The sequence below is a fragment of the Affinibrenneria salicis genome (assembly GCF_008710095.1).
Genome location: NZ_VYKJ01000010.1, coordinates 95,896 through 113,899, shown reverse-complemented (window position 1 = coordinate 113,899; position 18,004 = coordinate 95,896). Strand labels below are relative to the sequence as shown.

The window sequence follows — 18,004 nt, the reverse complement described above, 5'->3', positions numbered from 1 at the left end:
AGGGACACACCCTGGTTTCGGCCTGATAAACTGACAGATGTGATACGGGTTAAAAAGAATGCCGGGCCAGTTCATTTCTTTGATGGCGGGAATAACGTTCCGCTATTCCCGCACTGCGGCTAATTCCCTGTCGGGCGGGGTGCCGCTCTTTTCCCGGCACAGCCAGCGCGTAGGCGCGCCCTGTAAGGCCTCGCGCTGCGGCGTTGAGGGCGGCCGATCGCTGACCACGTAGTGAAAATCGGCAATCGTGCCGTTTTGGCACAGGGCCGAACGGCCGAATTTGGTACTGTCCACGACCAGCACCTTAAGCGCCGCCCCGGCCAGCAGCGCGTGACGCGCCATCACCTCCTCATCGTTGAAATCGTACAGTTCTCCGGCTTCGCCGATGCCGCCGATTGACACCACGCCGATCGCCACCCGGTAGCGGCTGAAAAACGCCAGCGCCTCGCCGCCGATGATATCCAGGTCTCGTTTACGCAGTTTGCCGCCGGCCACGGTCAGGTCGCAGCCGGCAAGCCGACTGAGTGGCTGCGCGGCGTGCAGGTTATTGGTGAACACGGCCAGCCGGGCGTCGGACGGCAGGGCGAGGGCCACCATTTCAACCGTAGTGCCCGTACCCAGAAAGCAGCTGGGATATTCGATCAGCAGCGCGGCGACCTGCTCGCCAATCCAGCGTTTACCGCTGACATTGACGATTTCCCGTTGCCGATAGCCGATATTTTCGCGAGCGAAAGGCGCCACCAGCCCGTAGCGCCGCAACAGCAGTCCCTGCTCGGTCAGCTGCCGCACGTCGCTGCGCACCGTCTGCAGCGATACGCCGAAATGCCCGGCCAGTTGCTCAATACTGCATTCCCCGCGTTCCGTCACCATCATGGCGATCGCGCGACGGCGTGATTCCGGTGTCATCTTTCTCTCCTTGTCCTGATGTTTCGCCGGAATACTACATCGAAAGTATTACGCTATTACTACGAAATAGGCTGGTCATATTTTTGTCAGATTCCCCTGTTTTAATCATCACAACGAAAACCAGGGGATAACCGACATGTATAAAAAAATGACGTTTGCCGCCTTGATGCTGGCGCTGTCCGCCGCTTCAGCCATGGCGCAAACCACGCTGAAGCTCTATACCAGTCAGCCCAATGAAGACGCGCGCATGACCGTCAGCGCCTTTGAGCAGGCGCACCCGGATATCAAAGTGAACTGGATTCGTGATGGAACCACCAAACTTACCGCACGTTTGCAGGCCGAACTGGCCGCCGGGGGCGGCGTGCCGGATGTATTGTTGATTTCCGACAGCGTGACCATGGAATCGCTTCGGCAGCAGGACTTGCTGGCGCCGTATCAATCGCCCGAGGCCACTCGCTACGATCCTTCGCTCTATGACGCCGCCGGCTATTACTACGGCACTAAGTTGATTACCACGGGGATCGCTTATCACCGCCAGGCGCCGGTTAAACCCGCGTCATGGCAGGACTTGCTTAAGCCCGAACTGAAAAATATGACCGCCATGCCCAGCCCGCTCTATTCCGGCGCGGCGCTGATTCACCTGGCGACGCTGACCAATAATCCGCAGCTCGGCTGGAACTATTACCAGCAGTTGAAAGAGAATGGCGCCATGCCCCAGGGCGGCAACGGCGCGGTGCTGAGCGCCATCGCCTCCGGCAGCAAGGCCTATGGCGTGCTGGTGGATTTCATGGCGATCCGTGAAAAGGCTAAGGGCGCCCCGATTGAGTTTCTGTTTCCGCAGGAAGGCGTCAGTATTGTGACTGAACCGGTCGCGATGATGAAAAACGCTAAAAATCCGGCCGCCGCCAAAGCCTTTATCGACTTCGTCCTGTCGGAACCCGGGCAGCGGCTGGTGCTGAAGCAGGGCTATCTGCCCGCGCGCGCCGACCTGCCGGCGCCGGCCGGCTTCCCCCCGCGCGACCATATTAAGCTGATGACGTTCGATGCCGGCAACGCGCTGGCCGAAGCCGAACAGAACAAGCAGCGCTTTAGTCAACTGTTTGGAAGTCGCTAAACCATGAGCGGTCTTACTGTGCGTTATCCCGCCGGCGGCAATCCTCCCGGCTGGTTGCTCTGGCTGATGCTGGGGCTGGTGACGCTGCTCAGCCTGTTGCCCAGCCTGCGGTTGCTTATTTCGGCGCTGTTTGACTGGCAGCAGGGCGGCAACAGCAGTCTGTGGCGGATGTTGTCCAGCCGGGCCACCTGGGTCGCGCTGTATAACAGCTTTTACACCAGCGGTTTCGGCACGTTAATCTCCCTGCTGCTGGGCAGCCTGTTCGCTTTCTGTCTGGCGCTGACCGATATCCGCGCCAGACAGATATGGATCTTTTTATTCATGCTGCCGATGATGATCCCGCCGCAGGTCACGGCGCTGAGCTGGCTACAGCTTTTCGGCCCCAGCAGTATTCTGCTGAACAGCCTGGGGATCGCGCCGACCTTCGGCAGCCCTAATCCGCTTTATTCTGCAGAAGGGATCGCCTTGTTGCTCGGTATTCAGCATGCGCCGCTGGTGTTTCTGGCGCTGCGCACCCAGTTGCTTTGTCTGCCGAAGGAACAAATCGAAGCCGCGCGCCTGAACGGCGCTTCGCTGCGGCGGGTGTTCAGCGATATCGTGCTGCCGCTGTGCCGCACCTCGCTGTGGGCGGGCGGCGCCATCGCTTTCGTGTCGTCGCTCGGTAATTTCGGCATTCCCGCCATGTTGGGCATTCCGATTTCCTACTTCGTGCTGCCGACGCAGATTTACCAGACTATGGCCGGTTTTGGCCCCGGCATGCTCAATCAGGTGGCGGCGCTGTCGGTGCTGATGGGCGTGCTGGCGGTGGGCATCGTTATGCTGCAGGGACGATTACAGCGGCGCCATGCGCTACCGCTGATCGGCATGGCCGGCCGCGCGCTGGCGTTCCGGCTCGGCGCGTGGCGCTGGCCGACGGAGCTGACCCTGGCCACTGTGCTGTTTATGATCCTGGTCGCGCCTCTGCTGGCGCTCATCGCCACCTCGCTGGTGCCGACGCTGGGCGTGCCGCTGAACGGCGAAACGCTGACATTCGCCGCCTACGGCGCCATGCTGGACGGTCAGAGCGTCACCTGGCGCGCCCTGACCAACAGCATGCTGCTGTCGGTTTCCGCGGCGCTGCTGTTGATGGCGCTGAGTTTGCCGCTGGCTTATCTGCTGGTGCGCTACCCCAGCCGCGCGCTGCGCTGGCTGCATAACGCCATCGATATTCCCTACACTTTGCCCGGCGTGGTGCTGGCTATCGCCTTTATTCTGCTGTTCGCGCGACCGCTGCCCGTTGTAGATATCACGCTGTACGGCACGCTGGCGATCATTTTTCTGGCCTACCTGGCGCGCTTCCTCACCGTTTGCCTGAAGCCGGTGCATAGCGGCATGCTGCAGCTGGATCCGGCGATGGAGGAGGCGGCCTGCATGGCGGGCGCCGGCTTTTCACAACGGTTGCGCCATATCGTCCTGCCGCTGCTGGCGCCGGCGGCTTTCGCCGGCGGGCTGCTGGTTTTTCTGACTGCGGTTAATGAACTGACCGTCTCGGCCTTGCTGTGGAGCGCCGGCAGCGAAACGCTCGGCGTGGTGATCTTCAACCTGGACGAGAGCGGCGATAAGGTGCTGGCTTCCGCCGTCGCCGTACTGGTGGTTGTTCTGGTCGCGCTGGTGATGTTGTTGTTGAGCGGTCTCGGCCGCTATCTTCCCAAAGGAGTCATCCCGTGGCAGAGCTGAAGCTGGAACAGATAAATAAACGATTCGGCGAACAGACCGTGGTGCGCGATCTCAGTCTGACCATTCCCGCCGGCGCTTTCACCGCGTTGCTCGGCCCCAGCGGCTGCGGTAAAACCACCACGCTGCGTATCCTGGCCGGGCTGGAGCAACTAAGTCAGGGGCGGTTGCTGCTGGGCGATAAAATCCTTGCCGATCGGCAGCAGCATCTGCCGCCCGAGGCGCGCAATATGGCCATGGTGTTCCAGTCCTACGCCCTGTGGCCGCATATGACGGTGGCGGAAAATGTGGGTTATCCGCTGAAACTGAAAAAGGTGAACGGCGCCGCCCGGCGAAAGCGTGTGATGGACGCGCTGGAGGCGGTCGAACTGGCGACCTGCGCCGAACGATCGCCGCAGGACCTGAGCGGCGGGCAGCGTCAGCGCGTCGCGCTGGCTCGCTGCCTGGTCTCCGAGCCGCAGGTGATGCTGCTGGATGAACCGCTGGCCAATCTGGACCGCCACCTGCGCGCGACGATGGAGCAAACCTTCCGCGATTTTCACCGTCGCACCGGCGCCACCTTCGTCTACGTCACCCACGATCAGGCCGAGGCAATGGCGCTGGCCAGCCATATCGCGGTTATGGATCAGGGGGAACTGATGCAGTGGGGCTCCCCGCAGCAACTGTATCAATACCCGCAAAACGCCTGGGTGGCGCGTTTTATCGGCAAGGGCAGCGTATTATCGCTGCCCGTGGCCGCCGACGCGACCCGGCTGGACGGCGCGCAGCTGCACCGCGGGCTGGAACTGTCGTCTATGGCGTATCCGCGTCAGACTATCCTGATCCGTCCGGAACATGTGGAGGTCGCCGCCAGCGGAATGGCCGCCCAGGTGGAGAGCTGCATCTTTCAGGGGGAGCGCTATCTGCTGCAGTTGCGTCTGAGCGACGGCCAGCCGCTGACCGCCTATCATCATGCTCCGCTGAATGAACGGCAGTCCGTCGCGCTGCGCCTGCACCAGGGCTGGCGTCTGGAGGCGGCATGAAGGTCGCTATCGATATTCTCAGCGGGCTGCACGGCAAAGCGCCGGCGGCGATCCTGCTGACCACGCCGTCGCAGCGTATTTTACTCGACGCCGGCGGCGCGCTGGAGCCGGATGCCGACCCCTGGCCGCTCCCCGAGGATCTCGATGCGGTTTTGCTGAGTCATGACCATGAGGATCATATCGGCGGCCTGACGCGTTTACCGTTGCGCACGCCGATATACTGCAGCGCGACGACGGCGCAGTCGCTGCCGCCGGGGCGGGATGTGCGGCCGATCCCGGTGCGCGGCCGCTTCACTCTGGGGGAATTGACCGTCACCACCGGCGGCAGCGGCCATGCCTGCGGCGGGATCTGGTTCCATCTGGATCTGCCCGGCGGGCTGTTTTACAGCGGCGACGTCAGCCTGGAGTCCGCCTTGTTCCGCTTTGATCCGCCGCCGCCGGCGCAACTGGCGTTGGTGGATGCATCCTATGGCCTGTATGAGGTCAGTCAGCATCAACAGCGGGAAGCGATACTGGCGCAGATCACCCGACCGGTACTGTGCCCGGTGCCGCCTTCCGGTCGGGCGGTGGAGATGGCTCTGTGGCTGTCGCGCCGCAACGTAAGCGGCATAACGCTGGATGCGCCCTGCCGGGCGATGCTGACGCGGATGGCGGAATTCGACGACGGCAGCCTGCGGTCCGGCGTGCAGTCGGAACTGCAACGGCTGGCGCGCACGCTGCCGCCTTTTGCGGCGGACAGGCCGGTGCTGCTGGCCGGCAGCCCGGACGGACAGGGCGGCGTCGCGGGCGCGCTGCGGGCGAAGCCGGGTTTTGACCATCGCGTGTTGTTCACCGGTCACCTTAATCAGCGTGCCCGACAGCAGTGGCAGGCTGGCGAGGTCGATTTTTGTCGCTGGAACGTGCATCCTACACGGCACTGTCTGCGAAAACTTGTCGCTATGCTGGCATGCCGCTCTCTCGCGCCGCTGTTTACCCCTATCGGCGCAGTGGACGCGTGGCGGCGCGCGCTGGGGTGCGACATTATCGATTGGCCCGCTATCAGGATGGAACTATGAAGTTGATCTGCAAACCTTTTGTTTTCCTGCGCCACGGAGAAACGCCGCTTAACCGCGATCGGCTTATCGGCGGGCGCACCGATGTGCCGCTGAGCGAAGACGGCGAACAACAGGCGCGTAGCGCGGCGTCCATACTGGCGCGCCATCGCTGGAGCTGTATCGCCGTCAGCTCTAAACTGCGCGCCCGGCAGACGGCCTCGCTGGCGCTGCCTGGTCTGCCTCAGTTGATGGTGCCCGACCTGCGCGAGCGCGACTGGGGCGATCTGGAGTTGCGGCCCTACACGGAACAGACGCCTTATGAACAAACCCCGCCGGGCGGCGAGGCGTGGGACGATTTCTGCGCGCGTATTATCGCCGCGCTTAATCAACTATTGCAGCAATACGATACGCCGCTGGTGGTCGCCCATTCCGGCGTGTTTCGCGTGCTTAGTCTGCTGTCCAGCGGCTCGCCATACGGTCCGCGCATCGGCAACGCGGTGCCGATGTGGATTGTGCCGGCTGATTCGCCTGGCGGCTGGACGATTATGCCGCTGGCGCAGCGCGATGAAGGCTAATCAGCGCGTCATTGCCGGCACCATCCGGTGTCGCGCCGCCCTTTCTCTTCTACCTTAAACGGCGCGGCCTGGCGCGCGGCGTCCCGCATGCATCGTTTTATCCGTCGCCGGTCTGCTTTCCGGCGCCGTCCATTGCCTTTAACGGGGCGATTACCTGCGCGCCAGAGCGATACGGATGCCTAAAGCGATAAAGGTGGCGCCCACGGCGCGGTCCATCCAGCGGCGGAGCCGGTTATTACCCGCCACAGCGCCGGCCGCGCCGCCCGCCAGCAGCGCGAAGGCGGCATCGGTCAGAAACCCCACGATGGCGTAGGTAAAGCCCAGGATAAGAAACGACAGGGTCTGATGTTCGCCGTTCACGCTAACGAACTGCGGGAAAAAAGCGACGAAGAACAGCAATACTTTCGGATTGGTGATGGTAGTGATAACGCCGCGGGAAAGCAGGTTTCGGGTGCTGACCGTCGACCGGGGCGGCGCGTTTTCCGCCTGCCGTTTTTGCCGGCTGGCGCTATATAGCATTTTGCCGCCCAGATAGATTAGATAAGACGCGCCGCAGTACTTAATCACGGCAAATATGGCCGGCGAGGCGGCAATCAACGCGGTCAGCCCAATAGCGCTGGCGATGGCGTGCGTGCAACTGCCCAGCGCGACGCCGGCCGCTGAAATCACCCCTGAACGTCGACCATTGGCGATACTCTGTCCGACCACGTAGGCAAGATCGGGGCCTGGCGTGATCAACAGCACCAGTATAGAGGCGACAAACAAGGGAAAATTAACGATATCTGACAATTTTAACCTCCTGCAACCTGAAGCGCGGCGGATAACGCCTGTCCTGTTTGCATTTCATCATCTGCTGGCGCGCAGCTAAATGAAAGTCTTTTCGCCAGACAAAATGTACGAATTCACCCGACGGCTGGCGATATATCGCATGATTTGCGGGCAAAAAAGCGTCACTGCAGTGCAGGTCTCCGGCCGACGCCGCCGGCGCGGTATGATCGCCAGCGGGCGATTGTCGAACAGCATGTGATGGCCTGCGGCGCCGGCTATCGCACGCTGTCCGGCGGCGCATTCCACGACGCGATGCCGGTGGCGCAACGCATTCCGGCGCCGATGGCCGATGCTGTTTATTCCCGGCATCGGCGGGCACAGCCAGCGTACTCAGGAGGATTGCGGCAAATCGCAGATCAAAACCGGCGCGCGGGTCTTCGCCGCCGCCGGTATTATCGCTCGCGCGCTGCCTGAAAGCGCTGCGTCGGGCCAGGGCGCGCGATGTGCAGGCGGTCCGGCCGTTGCGCAGTCGCCGCCCGGAGATTACCGCTCGTCAATAGAACGCAGATGATCATCCTTATTCAACGTCATTAACGCCGGAATGCTGACCAGCGCGGTGGCGATGACATACCAGGCGGGGATGTCCAGATTACCGGTTTGTCTGATCAAACCGGTGATGATCAGGCCGGCGCAGCCGGAAAATAGCGCATTGGACAGCGAGTAGGCCAGCCCCAGCCCGGTATAGCGCACTTTGGTGGGAAACATTTCCGATAGCATGGCGGGGCCGGGGCCCGCCAGCAGACCGACTATCGCGCCCGCGAGCAATACCACCAGGCACTTCAGCAGCAGCGATGTGGATTCCGCCTGCAAAATTTTCAACAACGGCAGCGCCAGCACCAGCAACAGGCAGGTCGCCAGAACCATAACGGCGCGCCGGCCAAACCGATCGCTCAGTATGCCGGCGGGGATAATCGTGATGGCGAAGCCAATGTTGGAAATCACCGCAATCAGCAACGCCTGATTAAAGCCGGTATGCAGCGCCGACTGCAGGTAAGTGGGCATGATGACCAGATAGGTATAGCCGGCGGCCGACCACACCATAACCCGGCCAATCGCCAGCAGGATGATTTTTAACGTGGCTCCCCAGCTCGCGCTAGCCAGCGGCGCGTTATCCGTCGGCTGCGTCTTCTGCTGGCGCACAAAGCTGGGCGTTTCTTCCATATTGACGCGCAGCCACAGCGCCACAGCGCCCATCGGCAACGCCAGAATAAAGGGAATGCGCCAGCCCCAGGCGTGCAGGGCATCCTGACCCAGCAGCGCGGAAAGCAGCGCCACCACGCCGGCCCCGGCCAGCAACCCCAGCGCCACAGTGAACGATTGCCAGGCGCCGTACAGACCGCGTTTACCGCGCGGCGCGAATTCCGTCATCAGCGATACCGCGCCGCCATATTCACCGCCGGCGAACAATCCCTGCAGTATGCGCAGCCCCGTCATAATCAGCGGCGCCGCTATACCGATATTGCCGTAAACCGGCACCAGACCGATGGCGGCCGTCGCCAGCGTCATCATAATGAGCACCAGGATCAGCGTCGGCTTGCGGCCGATTCTGTCGCCGATGCGGCCAAAAATCACCGCGCCCAGCGGCCGGAAGAAAAAGGCGACGGCAAATGAGGCATAGGTCAGGATAATGCCGGTCAGTTCGCTTTCTCCCTGTAATCGGAAAAAATTTTGCGCGATAACCGTGGCGAGAAAACCGTAAACGGCAAATTCGTACCATTCAATAAAGTTGCCGATTGAGCCGGCGACCAACGCGCGTTTGTGCGCGCTAAGCGAAGAGGGTTTCGTTGGCATTTCAGATCCCTTATCCGAAAGTGAAAGATGTGGCGCGTCAGGCGTCACTCCGGTGCAGAGCGGTCTGCAGCCGCCCTCTGTTCTGCGCTAATAGCCGCTCCGCCTGCGGGCGTTCGAGGCCGCTCAGGATCATCATGATCGCCAGTTTGGCCTGATTATCGGCTGCGGTAAGCGCGGTTTCCGCCTGCTGCACGTCGCAGCCGGTGGCCTGCGCCACGATACGTATCGCGCGCGCGCGTAGTTTCTCGTTACTGGCCTGTACGTCAACCATCAGGTTTTGATAACACTTGCCCAGCAACACCATACTGGCGGTGGACAGCATATTGAGCACCATTTTCTGCGCCGTACCGGATTTCAGACGGGTCGATCCGGTCAGCACCTCCGGGCCGACAATCGGCGCTATCGCGATATCCGATAGCTCGGCCATCGGCGAATGCGGGTTGCAGGTCAGCGCTATCGTGGCGGCGCCCTGCGCGCGGGCATAGCTGAGTCCGCCCAGGACATAAGGCGTTCGGCCGCTTACCGCGATGCCGACCAGCGTGTCGCGCGCGTCCAGTTCAAACCGGCGTAAATCGTCCGCGCCGGCCGGGGCGTTATCCTCGGCGCCTTCAACCGCGTTGCGTAAGGCGTGGTCTCCGCCGGCGATGATGCCGATAACCATGCCGTCGGGTACGCCGAAGGTCGGCGGACATTCCGAGGCGTCCAGTACACCGAGGCGGCCGCTGGTGCCTGCGCCCTGATAGATAAGCCGGCCGCCGCGATGGAATGTCTCCACAATCCGTGAAACGGCGGCCGCGATGGCCGGCAGTTCCGCCGCAACCGCCTGCGCCACCAACCGGTCTTCATGATTAATGAGACGCACAATCTCTTCAGCCGGCAGGGCGTCGATATTGCGCGTGTTCTCATTACGTTGTTCGGACACCAGCTTTTCCAGCACGTTAAGCAATTCATTTCGGCGCATACTGACTTCCTGATTTTTCATATTGCGTTTCGGCCGGATAGATGGCGCCCAGCGCTACCGGCTGGCTGGCGCCGGTTACCTGCGGGATATTGCCCGGCAGGTTGTTCAACCGCCGGCGCGCCAGCCAGGCGAACGCGGCGGCCTCAACATAATCGACGTCCAGCCCGTATTCGGTGGTCGCGGCGACCGTCCAGCCGGGCAGTAGCGCGGACAGCCGCGTCATTAACAGCGGGTTTTTCGCGCCGCCGCCGCAGACCAGCAGACGCGCGGGCTGCGAATCTGTCGGGTAGCGCTCAAGTTCGCGGCTGATGCTGCTCGCCGTCAGTTCCGCCAGCGTCGCCTGCACGTCTTCCGGCGCCAGATCGCGGAAGCCCGCCAGCTTTCGCTGCAGCCATTGCGGGCTAAAGTGTTCCCTGCCGGTGCTTTTCGGGGCCGGCTGGCTAAAATACGGATCGTCCAGCAGTTGCGCCAGCAGGGCGTCGTTGACCCTGCCGCTCAGCGCCCAGCGGGCGTCGCGGTCATAGCGCTCGCCGCGCTGCTGTTCAATCCATGCGTCCAGCAACAGGTTGCCCGGTCCGGTGTCATAGCCCTGCGCCGGCTGGTCCGGTATCAGCAGCGAAATATTGCTGATGCCGCCGATATTGAGCACGACCGTCAACCGATGCGGATCGGCAAACAGCGCCTGATGGAACGCGGGCACCAGCGGCGCGCCCTGACCGCCAAACGCCATATCCTTGCGGCGGAAATCCGCCACCGTCGTCACGCCGGTTCTGGCGGCAATAATGTTGGCGTCGCCGATTTGCAGAGTGAATGGATAGGCGCCGCCTGGCGCATGCCATATGGTCTGGCCGTGGCAGCCGACGCCGCGAATATCCGCCGGGTCGAGTTTTTCTGCCGCCAGCAGTTCGTTTATCGCTCTGGCGTACAGGTGACCCAGGCGATGATCCAGTTCGCCCAGTTCGGCTAACGATGTTTCTCCGCGGGAGCACAGCGCCGACAGCGCATTGCGGATCTCTTGCGGCATCGGCGTAAACGCCGCCGCCATCAGGCGCGGCCGGTCGCCGGCAAAATTCATCAGGGCGATATCCACGCCGTCCAGACTGGTTCCGGACATCACGCCCAGATAAAGTTCATCTTCCACCGTCTTTACCTCTCATTTTTCTGAACGCGTTGCGCGCGCTGTTGACGTTATAGCGTAAATATGAGAATAAATTATTCCTTAATATATTAAATAGGAAATATAATATTCTTATGCCGTTTGCGATGAAGTTCACAATTATGCAAGATAGCGTTTTCTCCGGGCCGCTCTGTTCCGGTTTCCTGCTAAACGTGGAACAATATCGCCCGGTGACCGACCCTTGTTTTCTTCAAAAGGCGCATGATGACGATTCTGACCAAAATATCTGCCGCGCTGACGGATATGACGCCCGTGGAGCAACAGATCGCGCGTTTTGTCCTTGAGCATCCCGTTCAGGTGTGTCAACTCACTTCCATTGAGCTGGCGTCATTGGTCGGCGCAAGTCAATCGGGCATCATTAAATTCAGCAAAAAGCAGGGGCTGGCCGGTTTTTCGCAGCTAAAACTGGCCATCAATGAAGCCGTGGTAAAACGGGACGCGGCCGGCTCGAGCGTGCTTCACGGCAACATTCAGTCTGGTGATTCGCTGCACGACGTCTCCATGAAATTAATCGGCGGTAAGTTTCATTGCCTGCGGGAAACGCTGGAGCTAAATAAAGAATCTTCTTTTATCCAGGTTTTGGACGCGCTTGACGGCGCGCGCCGCATTCATCTGGCTGGCATTGGCGCTTCCTCGCTGGTGGCGCGCGATTTTTCCTATAAATTGCTGAAATTAGGCCGGGTAGCCCTGCATGATAGCGACAGTCATGTGCAAATCGCCAACGCTTCGGCGATGTCGCCGCAGGATGTTCTTTTGGCCTTGTCGCATTCCGGCGGCAGTCGGGAAACGGTGCAGATTGCCCGGGTGGCGAAAGGGCGGGGCGCGAAGATTATTTCAATGACCCGGGCGGCGGATAACGCCCTGGCCCAACTGGCGGATCTGCGCTTGTATACCGTGGCGGATGAAGAGAAGGTGCGGGTATCGTCGATTACCGCGCGAGATGCGCAACTGCTGTTAATTGATTTATTGTTTATCCAGATGGCGCAACGGCAGCCGGATGCCGGAGACTATGTTCACAACAGCCAGGCCGCCGTCGATCAGTTGAAAAGCTGACTATCGGGCGTCGCGTCCAGCGCTATCCAGCCAGATAAGCCCGGCAACGTAACGGAAAGCGCCGCGTGGATATCGGCATTAATGCCGTTATGAGGCGCATTGTTGATCCGCGCTGCACCTTTGCACCATCGCGATAATCACGTGGAACAGTTCATCCTTTGCTTGCTGTTCGGTAATCACCCCCTGGACCGTTGCATAGGATAATCCTTCGGCGGAGCCGAGCATCGCCCGCAGCGCGGCGTCATGCAGCGGCCGACCGCCGCAGAATGGGGCAAATAGCGCGCGGCATTTTTCGCTGAAAATTGTCGCGTAATCCTGCCTGATTTGTTCAAGCTCGGGCGTTCCGGTGAGCGCCGCCATGACGTTGGGCATTTCACGCCCCTGAAGCAGCACGCATTCAATGTATGATGCGGCAATGACCGACGCCAGCTTTTCAAGCTGCGGTTCTGTCTGGCGGATAATTTCATCCATCAGCGCCGTCTGGCGATCATCAAACTCTTTATAGAGCGCGGCGAGCAAACCGGCACGGTTGGTAAAGTGGTCATAAACCACGGGTTTGGTGACGCCGGCCTGTTGCGCCAGATGCCCGAGCGTTAGCGCTTCCGTGCCCTCTGTGCGAATAATCCTCCATGCGACTTCCGTCAGTTGGGCATGGCGTTCTTCTCTTAATAAACGCTGTCGTACGCGTGGTCTGGACATGGCCGTTATTTCCCGTTGACATAGCTATATACCAAAGGTAACTTAATTCCGATAGGTTACCTTTAGTATATAAGACTATCTCCGGCACGGTTTCATGGCAATAGGGAGTTCCCGACATGCATGCTTTACTCGTTGTTTCTCATCCTGTTAATACGTCACTGACTCACAGTGTGGCTACTGCTATCGCGCAAGGGATCGCTGAAGCAAATCCGGCAAATAGCGTTGAGATAGCGGACCTTGTCCGGGAAGGTTTTAATCCGGTATTTTCCGCGCCGGATGTGGCCGCGTTTCAGCAAACCGGCGTAACGCCGCCGGATGTCGTCGCGCAGCAGTCGCGTATTGATAATGCGGATGCGCTTGTGTTGGTATTCCCAATTTACTGGTGGTCGATGCCGGGGTTACTGAAAGGCTGGATCGACCGCGTATTTTCCAGCGGCTGGGCTTATGAAGACACGGCTGATGGCAACGTGATAAAGAGACTGGAACATTTGCCGGTGCATCTTATCGCGCTGGGGGGCGCCAGCCAGAAGACATTCGAAAAACACGCTTATGCCGACGCCTTTAATGCGCAGATCGTCCACGGAATTTTCGACTACTGCGGCGCGCCGGTGGCGACGTCTGAAATGCTGCTGATGCCGGAGATGAAAACGCCCGAGGCTTGCCTCGACGCCGCGCGTCGTATCGGGCGGCGAATTTTCCGCTAAATAGCTTCTCATAATAGCGCTGGCGAGACATGACATCTCGCCAGCGCTTGAGTCGCACAATGATAGGTGGAGCATCAATGCGGGAAGTGATTTTGTGCCATCTATCCTGGAATAAGGCGGATGCCGTATTCTCACGTTGGTTTCCGGCTATTCGACCACGCGCTGGAAATTCGTCCTCTTAATCTGTTTTTCGTATTGATTCAGGATAAAAGCGATCGGCGCTTACATTGAAAATATCACTACAACGCATGTGAATTATGACCAGCGCTATTGATCCATTATCGCTGCCCAGCGCGCTGCTATCAGCATGGATTCATTCGAACTCAATGGTGGTAATGCGCCCCTTCCAGAACGGTAAGATCTTTCCCCCGGCAACCCGGGATATTTCAAATGAGCAGGGAATCATCATTCCCGCAACCAGACGATAATCACTGCGCGATGCATGTTCTCCTGAGCCGTGATACGGCGTTGTCAAATCGCCATCCTGTTCGGCGTCAAAACTCATCAGCCTGCCATCAGGCTGGAAAGTCGCGACCAGCGATTCTTCCAGACCAAAACCGGAAACAATCGCCCTGGCGTGGTTATCATCGATCGCCTCCCAACGTACCGGGCCTCCGGGAAGCAGCGCCATTGGGTAAAGCGGGCTTTCCAGAAGCCAGCGTCGCAGCGAAGTACGATTCAACGCTTGCGTGGAGTTTTCATTCACCACGGTAAACGTTGACAGAATCTTAGCCCGCATTGCCATATGGCCATCGGCAAAGAAATCATAAGCCCGGGCCCATAAGTAAGACGCGACGGGCGTGGTGGCGGCAAACAGCATCGCTGGCGTTTGCGTTGCAATTATTTGCGTGGCGGTAGTGGATTGAAAATCGAAGGTCAGCGGACGCCGAAATTCCCCTTCAGCCGCTATCCTGACGACTTGATATTGATTGTTCCGTTCTGGTATCGCAAACGCGAAATAGCGCTGAACTGGCCCGGGGAGCGCTTTCATTGCCTCAGGGTCGATATTGCCGGGCTTATATCGACCGGCGACCTGGCGAATGGATGCAGAATGTGCGGCGATTTCGCGCTCCGTCAACAGAGAGGACATGCCAATCCAGGCGGCAAGAGAAATAACCGGAACGCAGAGAAGCAGAAAACGGCGACGCATAGAATATTTCCTTTCGCATGATTCAGGCGCGTTAGGGCTTTTCAGGCCGGGTAAGCTGAATAAATGACATGATGGTGTCAACGATGCTGGCGGCAGCCTGAGCGTCCGGCTGTGTCTGCGTCGGCGCTCTTCCCTGAAGAAGCAACGACGCGGCGCCATGAACGGCCGACCACAAAACAAATGCTATATGCGCCGCATCCTGCCCCGGCAAATACCCTTTAATCTGGCAGGCAACAACGGCGGAGTGTAAAACAGTGAGGCATTCTGCTCCGGGATCGGTAGCAAAGGGGTTTTCAGGCAACCCTTTAATGGACGAGGGGGAAAACATAAGTCGATAAAGCCCGGGGCGTTCAAAAGCAAAACGCAGGTAGGCGAGTCCGCCTTCGTACAACTGGTTAAAAGGGTCGCTGATGTTTTTAGTGGCGACGGCCAATTTTTCCTGCAACAAGAGACGAAAACCTTCGTCATGTACCGCACTCAGAAGCGCATGCTTATTAGCAAAATAGGCATAAAGTGCGGGTGCCCGACAGCCTACCGCAGCAGCGACATCAGCAAGGGTGATGCCTTGAGCATCACGCTCATCAAGCAGGCGAATAGTTTGCCTGATGGCTTGTCCCGGAATATCGAGTTGCTGGTCTTTTCGTGGACGAGACATGAAGCTCCCGTGTTGACGATTAAATTAATAACATTAATTTAATCGTATTAATTTACTGCTGTCAAGCAGGTTCGCCGGGCGCTATACGGCAAGTCTGGGGCCTGTCTGTTGTCCCTTAAGCGGAACTATCGCACACTCTTTTTTTCCGCCGTCAATGAATAAGGTTTGGCGTTGTTTTCGGCTATTGCCGCGTTGAAGGCTGATGGTGCAACTGAAGACAAAAATTAACGATATCTGTCTTTTCAGAACGAAAGATGGGGGACGCACTATCTTGTTATTGAATTCGATGACCGACGGATCCACGACTGAGGGCGCCAGCGTTATGACCTGGATCCAGGCGGTGTCCCGCAATTCATTTTCGCTGACTGACGATGAGACAGGCGCATTAATTTTGTTTTCTTTTTGATCTGTTTTTGTGCGTTTTTACTGCTGGCCTCTGTCAGGGTTGTGCGATTTTACATCGATCAGATAATTGCGCGACACAGCCTGAACCCGCGTTCGTTCATCCGGTAAAAGAAGAGACGGAATACTTCCTGAAGCAGCAATGATTGCCACTCCCGCCTAAATACCCTGAAAACTCCCGAGCGCCGACTGTCGGTATCCGCCGCCGATATTGCTGAAGCTTGTACCTATACCGAGGAATATATTAGCGACAGCAAAGATGGCGGTGGATGCCTGAAGGAGCCTGTCCATAATTCTGTGTAACTGCCAACGTGAGCCTGTCCATTGTCGCTGGGTGAGATCAATACGGTCTTCTCTGTACTCTTACGGACAAATTCAGTATTCCACTTCATGTCATGGTCAATCCCCCCATTTACTGCTACGCCACTCTTGCTTTTGTACTGCTGTCCTCCGCTCTGCTTCCAGCCTGGAGTATGCGAGGCAAATTCAGTTCGATCCAGTCGCTGAGGTGTATGACCTGTTCATAAACTTCCAGCCCCAGCGGGGTGAGGGTGTATTCCGTGTGCGGTGGCATGACAGGCAGCATATTACGGTGAATAAAACCGTCTTTTTCGAAGGTTTGCAGCGTTTGCGCGAGCATCTTTTCGCTTATCCCTGCGATTTTCTTTCTAATTTCACTAAATCGCAGCGTGTCTCTATCCAGCGCGATAAGAACCAGTATTCCCCACCTGCTGGCAATATGCTGAAGTATTTCCCGCGAAGGGCAATTGACATCAAGTAATTTCCCATATCTAACCGAATGATTAATTTCGTTATTTTCTTTTTTCATCAATTATCTCTCAATCATCTAATACTAACAAAATGGTAAGTACTTACCATAATACCGTATATCATTTATGATGTCTGCCGTAAACAATCTGGAAAACGGTACCTTACTTTCTGCTGTGCCGATTTAATGACATATAAACTTCAATTAACGGAGAACACTATGATCGCAGTCACGGGAGCAACAGGCCATCTGGGGCGTCTGGTTATCGAAGCATTGCTGAATAACATTTCAGCCAGTGAAATTGTTGCAACAGTGCGTAACCCGGCGAAAGCACAGGATCTTAAAGATCTGGGCGTAATTGTTCGCCAGGCGGACTACAGTCAGCCTGATACGCTTAAAACCGCTTTTACCGGCGTTGATAAACTGCTGCTGATCTCTTCAAGCGAAGTCGGTCAACGAAGTGAGCAGCACCGGTCCGTTATTAATGCAGCTAAACAGGCGGGGGTAAAACTGATTGCGTATACCAGTTTGCTGAAGCTTGATAATTCTCCTTTGCTGCTGGCTCATGAGCATCGGGACACCGAGGCCGCTTTGAAGGCATCCGGCGTACCTTATGTATTGTTACGTAACGGTTGGTATACCGAGAATTATGCCGCAAGCATTGCGCCGGCGCTGGCGCACAACGCATTCATTGGTTCGGCTGGCGATGGCCGTATTTCCTCCGCGCCCCGCATTGATTATGCGTACGCGGCAGCAAAAGTCCTGCTTTCAGACGCACAGGAAGGAAAGGTCTATGAACTGGCTGGTGACGACAGCTATAGCCTGAGTGAATTCTCCGCCGAGATCGCTCGCCAGTCCGGTAAGGAAGTGAATTACGTTAATCTGCCACAGTCAGAGTTCGCTGCTGCACTTAAAAGCGCGGGTTTGCCTGATGGTCTGGCTGATGTGTTGGCTGACTCCGATGCCGGCGCCAGCAAGGGGGCATTGTATGACGACAGCCATACGCTGAGCCGTCTTTTAGACCGTAAAACCACACCGTATCAGGATGTTATCGCAGCAACGTTAACGTCGCTGTGAGTATTTAATCGCGCCATTTTCCTGGCGGTTTACTCGGTGTAATTACACAGTCATTATGACCAAAAAAGGGAAGCTCAATGCTTCCCTTTTTACTCATAACTAAAACCATATCCTGTGGATGAGGTTACCGCCCGGCTTCGGTTCCGCCTGTAAAAACTGCCCCATACAAAAACGCCTGTCTGTTGCCCCGCGCCTGATAAGAAAATTCAGAGCCAGAGACCAGACGGTTTTCTTTATCGCCGAGGCGATAAGGGAAATAGCCTAACGTAGAGCCGATTGTGGATGCCGCCAGGTACAGGTTTTACGAGTTGGTATGCTTGTAAGACCCGGAAGTGTCGCTGCTGGTTAACCGCGCCATTAGATAAACTGAATGC

Annotated in this window: 17 protein-coding genes; 8 read left to right on the top strand and 9 right to left on the bottom strand. The window is 58.1% G+C overall.

All coding sequences use genetic code 11. The features are described from left to right. Positions 1 to 102: 102 nt before the first annotated feature. Positions 103 to 906, bottom strand: a complete 804-nt coding sequence (locus tag FJU30_RS18155; protein ID WP_150436382.1) for a DeoR/GlpR family DNA-binding transcription regulator — start codon at positions 904 to 906, stop codon at positions 103 to 105. A 136-nt stretch (positions 907 to 1,042) separates the two neighbouring features. Between FJU30_RS18155 and FJU30_RS18150 the strand changes: the two genes are divergently transcribed. The 5 genes from FJU30_RS18150 to FJU30_RS18130 are packed head-to-tail and all read left to right on the top strand — an operon-like array spanning position 1,043 to position 6,364. Then, entirely contained in the window at positions 1,043 to 2,020 is a 978-nt protein-coding gene (locus tag FJU30_RS18150) for an ABC transporter substrate-binding protein (protein ID WP_150436381.1), read from the top strand. Between the two features lie 3 nt (positions 2,021 to 2,023). Beyond that, positions 2,024 to 3,736 carry an ABC transporter permease gene (locus FJU30_RS18145; protein ID WP_150436380.1) on the top strand — a complete coding sequence of 571 codons (1,713 nt, stop codon included), beginning with the start codon at positions 2,024 to 2,026 and terminating at the stop codon, positions 3,734 to 3,736. Beyond that, complete coding sequence (locus FJU30_RS18140; RefSeq protein ID WP_150436379.1) at positions 3,724 to 4,755, top strand: ABC transporter ATP-binding protein; 1,032 nt, start codon at positions 3,724 to 3,726, stop codon at positions 4,753 to 4,755. The genes FJU30_RS18145 and FJU30_RS18140 overlap by 13 nt, the downstream gene beginning before the upstream one ends. After that, positions 4,752 to 5,810, top strand: a complete 1,059-nt coding sequence (locus FJU30_RS18135) for an MBL fold metallo-hydrolase (RefSeq protein ID WP_150436378.1) — start codon at positions 4,752 to 4,754, stop codon at positions 5,808 to 5,810. The genes FJU30_RS18140 and FJU30_RS18135 overlap by 4 nt, the downstream gene beginning before the upstream one ends. Continuing rightward, the gene (locus tag FJU30_RS18130) at positions 5,807 to 6,364 is read left to right on the top strand and encodes a histidine phosphatase family protein (protein WP_191091641.1); all 558 of its coding nucleotides are present in this window, start codon (positions 5,807 to 5,809) and stop codon (positions 6,362 to 6,364) included. Before FJU30_RS18135 ends, FJU30_RS18130 begins: the two co-directional genes overlap by 4 nt. Positions 6,365 to 6,514: 150 nt before the next feature. On the opposite strand, the gene FJU30_RS18125 is transcribed toward FJU30_RS18130, so the two are convergent. The 4 genes from FJU30_RS18125 to FJU30_RS18110 form a co-directional block, all read right to left on the bottom strand. Beyond that, positions 6,515 to 7,153: a LysE family translocator gene (locus FJU30_RS18125; protein WP_150436376.1), complete on the bottom strand. Its 639-nt coding sequence runs from the start codon at positions 7,151 to 7,153 to the stop codon at positions 6,515 to 6,517. Between the two features lie 522 nt (positions 7,154 to 7,675). Beyond that, entirely contained in the window at positions 7,676 to 8,983 is a 1,308-nt protein-coding gene (locus tag FJU30_RS18120) for an MFS transporter (protein WP_150436375.1), read from the bottom strand. Between the two features lie 37 nt (positions 8,984 to 9,020). Further along, a complete protein-coding gene (gene murQ / locus FJU30_RS18115; protein WP_150436374.1) occupies positions 9,021 to 9,944 on the bottom strand; it encodes an N-acetylmuramic acid 6-phosphate etherase in 924 nt (307 codons plus the stop codon). Next, on the bottom strand, positions 9,931 to 11,085 hold the full coding sequence (locus FJU30_RS18110) for an anhydro-N-acetylmuramic acid kinase (protein ID WP_150436373.1): 1,155 nt from the start codon (positions 11,083 to 11,085) through the stop codon (positions 9,931 to 9,933). The genes murQ and FJU30_RS18110 overlap by 14 nt, the downstream gene beginning before the upstream one ends. 237 nt (positions 11,086 to 11,322) lie before the next feature. Between FJU30_RS18110 and FJU30_RS18105 the strand changes: the two genes are divergently transcribed. Continuing rightward, positions 11,323 to 12,174: a MurR/RpiR family transcriptional regulator gene (locus FJU30_RS18105; protein WP_223881633.1), complete on the top strand. Its 852-nt coding sequence runs from the start codon at positions 11,323 to 11,325 to the stop codon at positions 12,172 to 12,174. 87 nt (positions 12,175 to 12,261) lie between these two features. Here FJU30_RS18105 and FJU30_RS18100 read toward each other — a convergent pair whose 3' ends face one another. Then, positions 12,262 to 12,873 carry a TetR/AcrR family transcriptional regulator gene (locus tag FJU30_RS18100; protein WP_150436372.1) on the bottom strand — a complete coding sequence of 204 codons (612 nt, stop codon included), beginning with the start codon at positions 12,871 to 12,873 and terminating at the stop codon, positions 12,262 to 12,264. A gap of 116 nt (positions 12,874 to 12,989) precedes the next feature. Here FJU30_RS18100 and FJU30_RS18095 point away from each other — a divergent pair, with 116 nt between their 5' ends. Next, on the top strand, positions 12,990 to 13,577 hold the full coding sequence (locus tag FJU30_RS18095; RefSeq protein WP_150436371.1) for an NAD(P)H-dependent oxidoreductase: 588 nt from the start codon (positions 12,990 to 12,992) through the stop codon (positions 13,575 to 13,577). 313 nt (positions 13,578 to 13,890) lie between these two features. Here the strand turns inward: FJU30_RS18095 and FJU30_RS18090 are convergent, their stop codons facing one another. The 3 genes from FJU30_RS18090 to FJU30_RS18080 form a co-directional block, all read right to left on the bottom strand. Next, the gene (locus FJU30_RS18090) at positions 13,891 to 14,727 is read right to left on the bottom strand and encodes a DUF6920 family protein (protein WP_150436370.1); all 837 of its coding nucleotides are present in this window, start codon (positions 14,725 to 14,727) and stop codon (positions 13,891 to 13,893) included. A gap of 31 nt (positions 14,728 to 14,758) precedes the next feature. Next, positions 14,759 to 15,382: a TetR/AcrR family transcriptional regulator gene (locus FJU30_RS18085; RefSeq protein ID WP_150436369.1), complete on the bottom strand. Its 624-nt coding sequence runs from the start codon at positions 15,380 to 15,382 to the stop codon at positions 14,759 to 14,761. 820 nt (positions 15,383 to 16,202) lie between these two features. Then, on the bottom strand, positions 16,203 to 16,613 hold the full coding sequence (locus FJU30_RS18080; protein WP_150436368.1) for a winged helix-turn-helix transcriptional regulator: 411 nt from the start codon (positions 16,611 to 16,613) through the stop codon (positions 16,203 to 16,205). Between the two features lie 159 nt (positions 16,614 to 16,772). On the opposite strand from FJU30_RS18080, the gene FJU30_RS18075 reads away from it, so the two are divergent. Then, the gene (locus FJU30_RS18075; protein ID WP_150436367.1) at positions 16,773 to 17,630 is read left to right on the top strand and encodes an SDR family oxidoreductase; all 858 of its coding nucleotides are present in this window, start codon (positions 16,773 to 16,775) and stop codon (positions 17,628 to 17,630) included. Positions 17,631 to 18,004 lie beyond the last annotated feature (374 nt).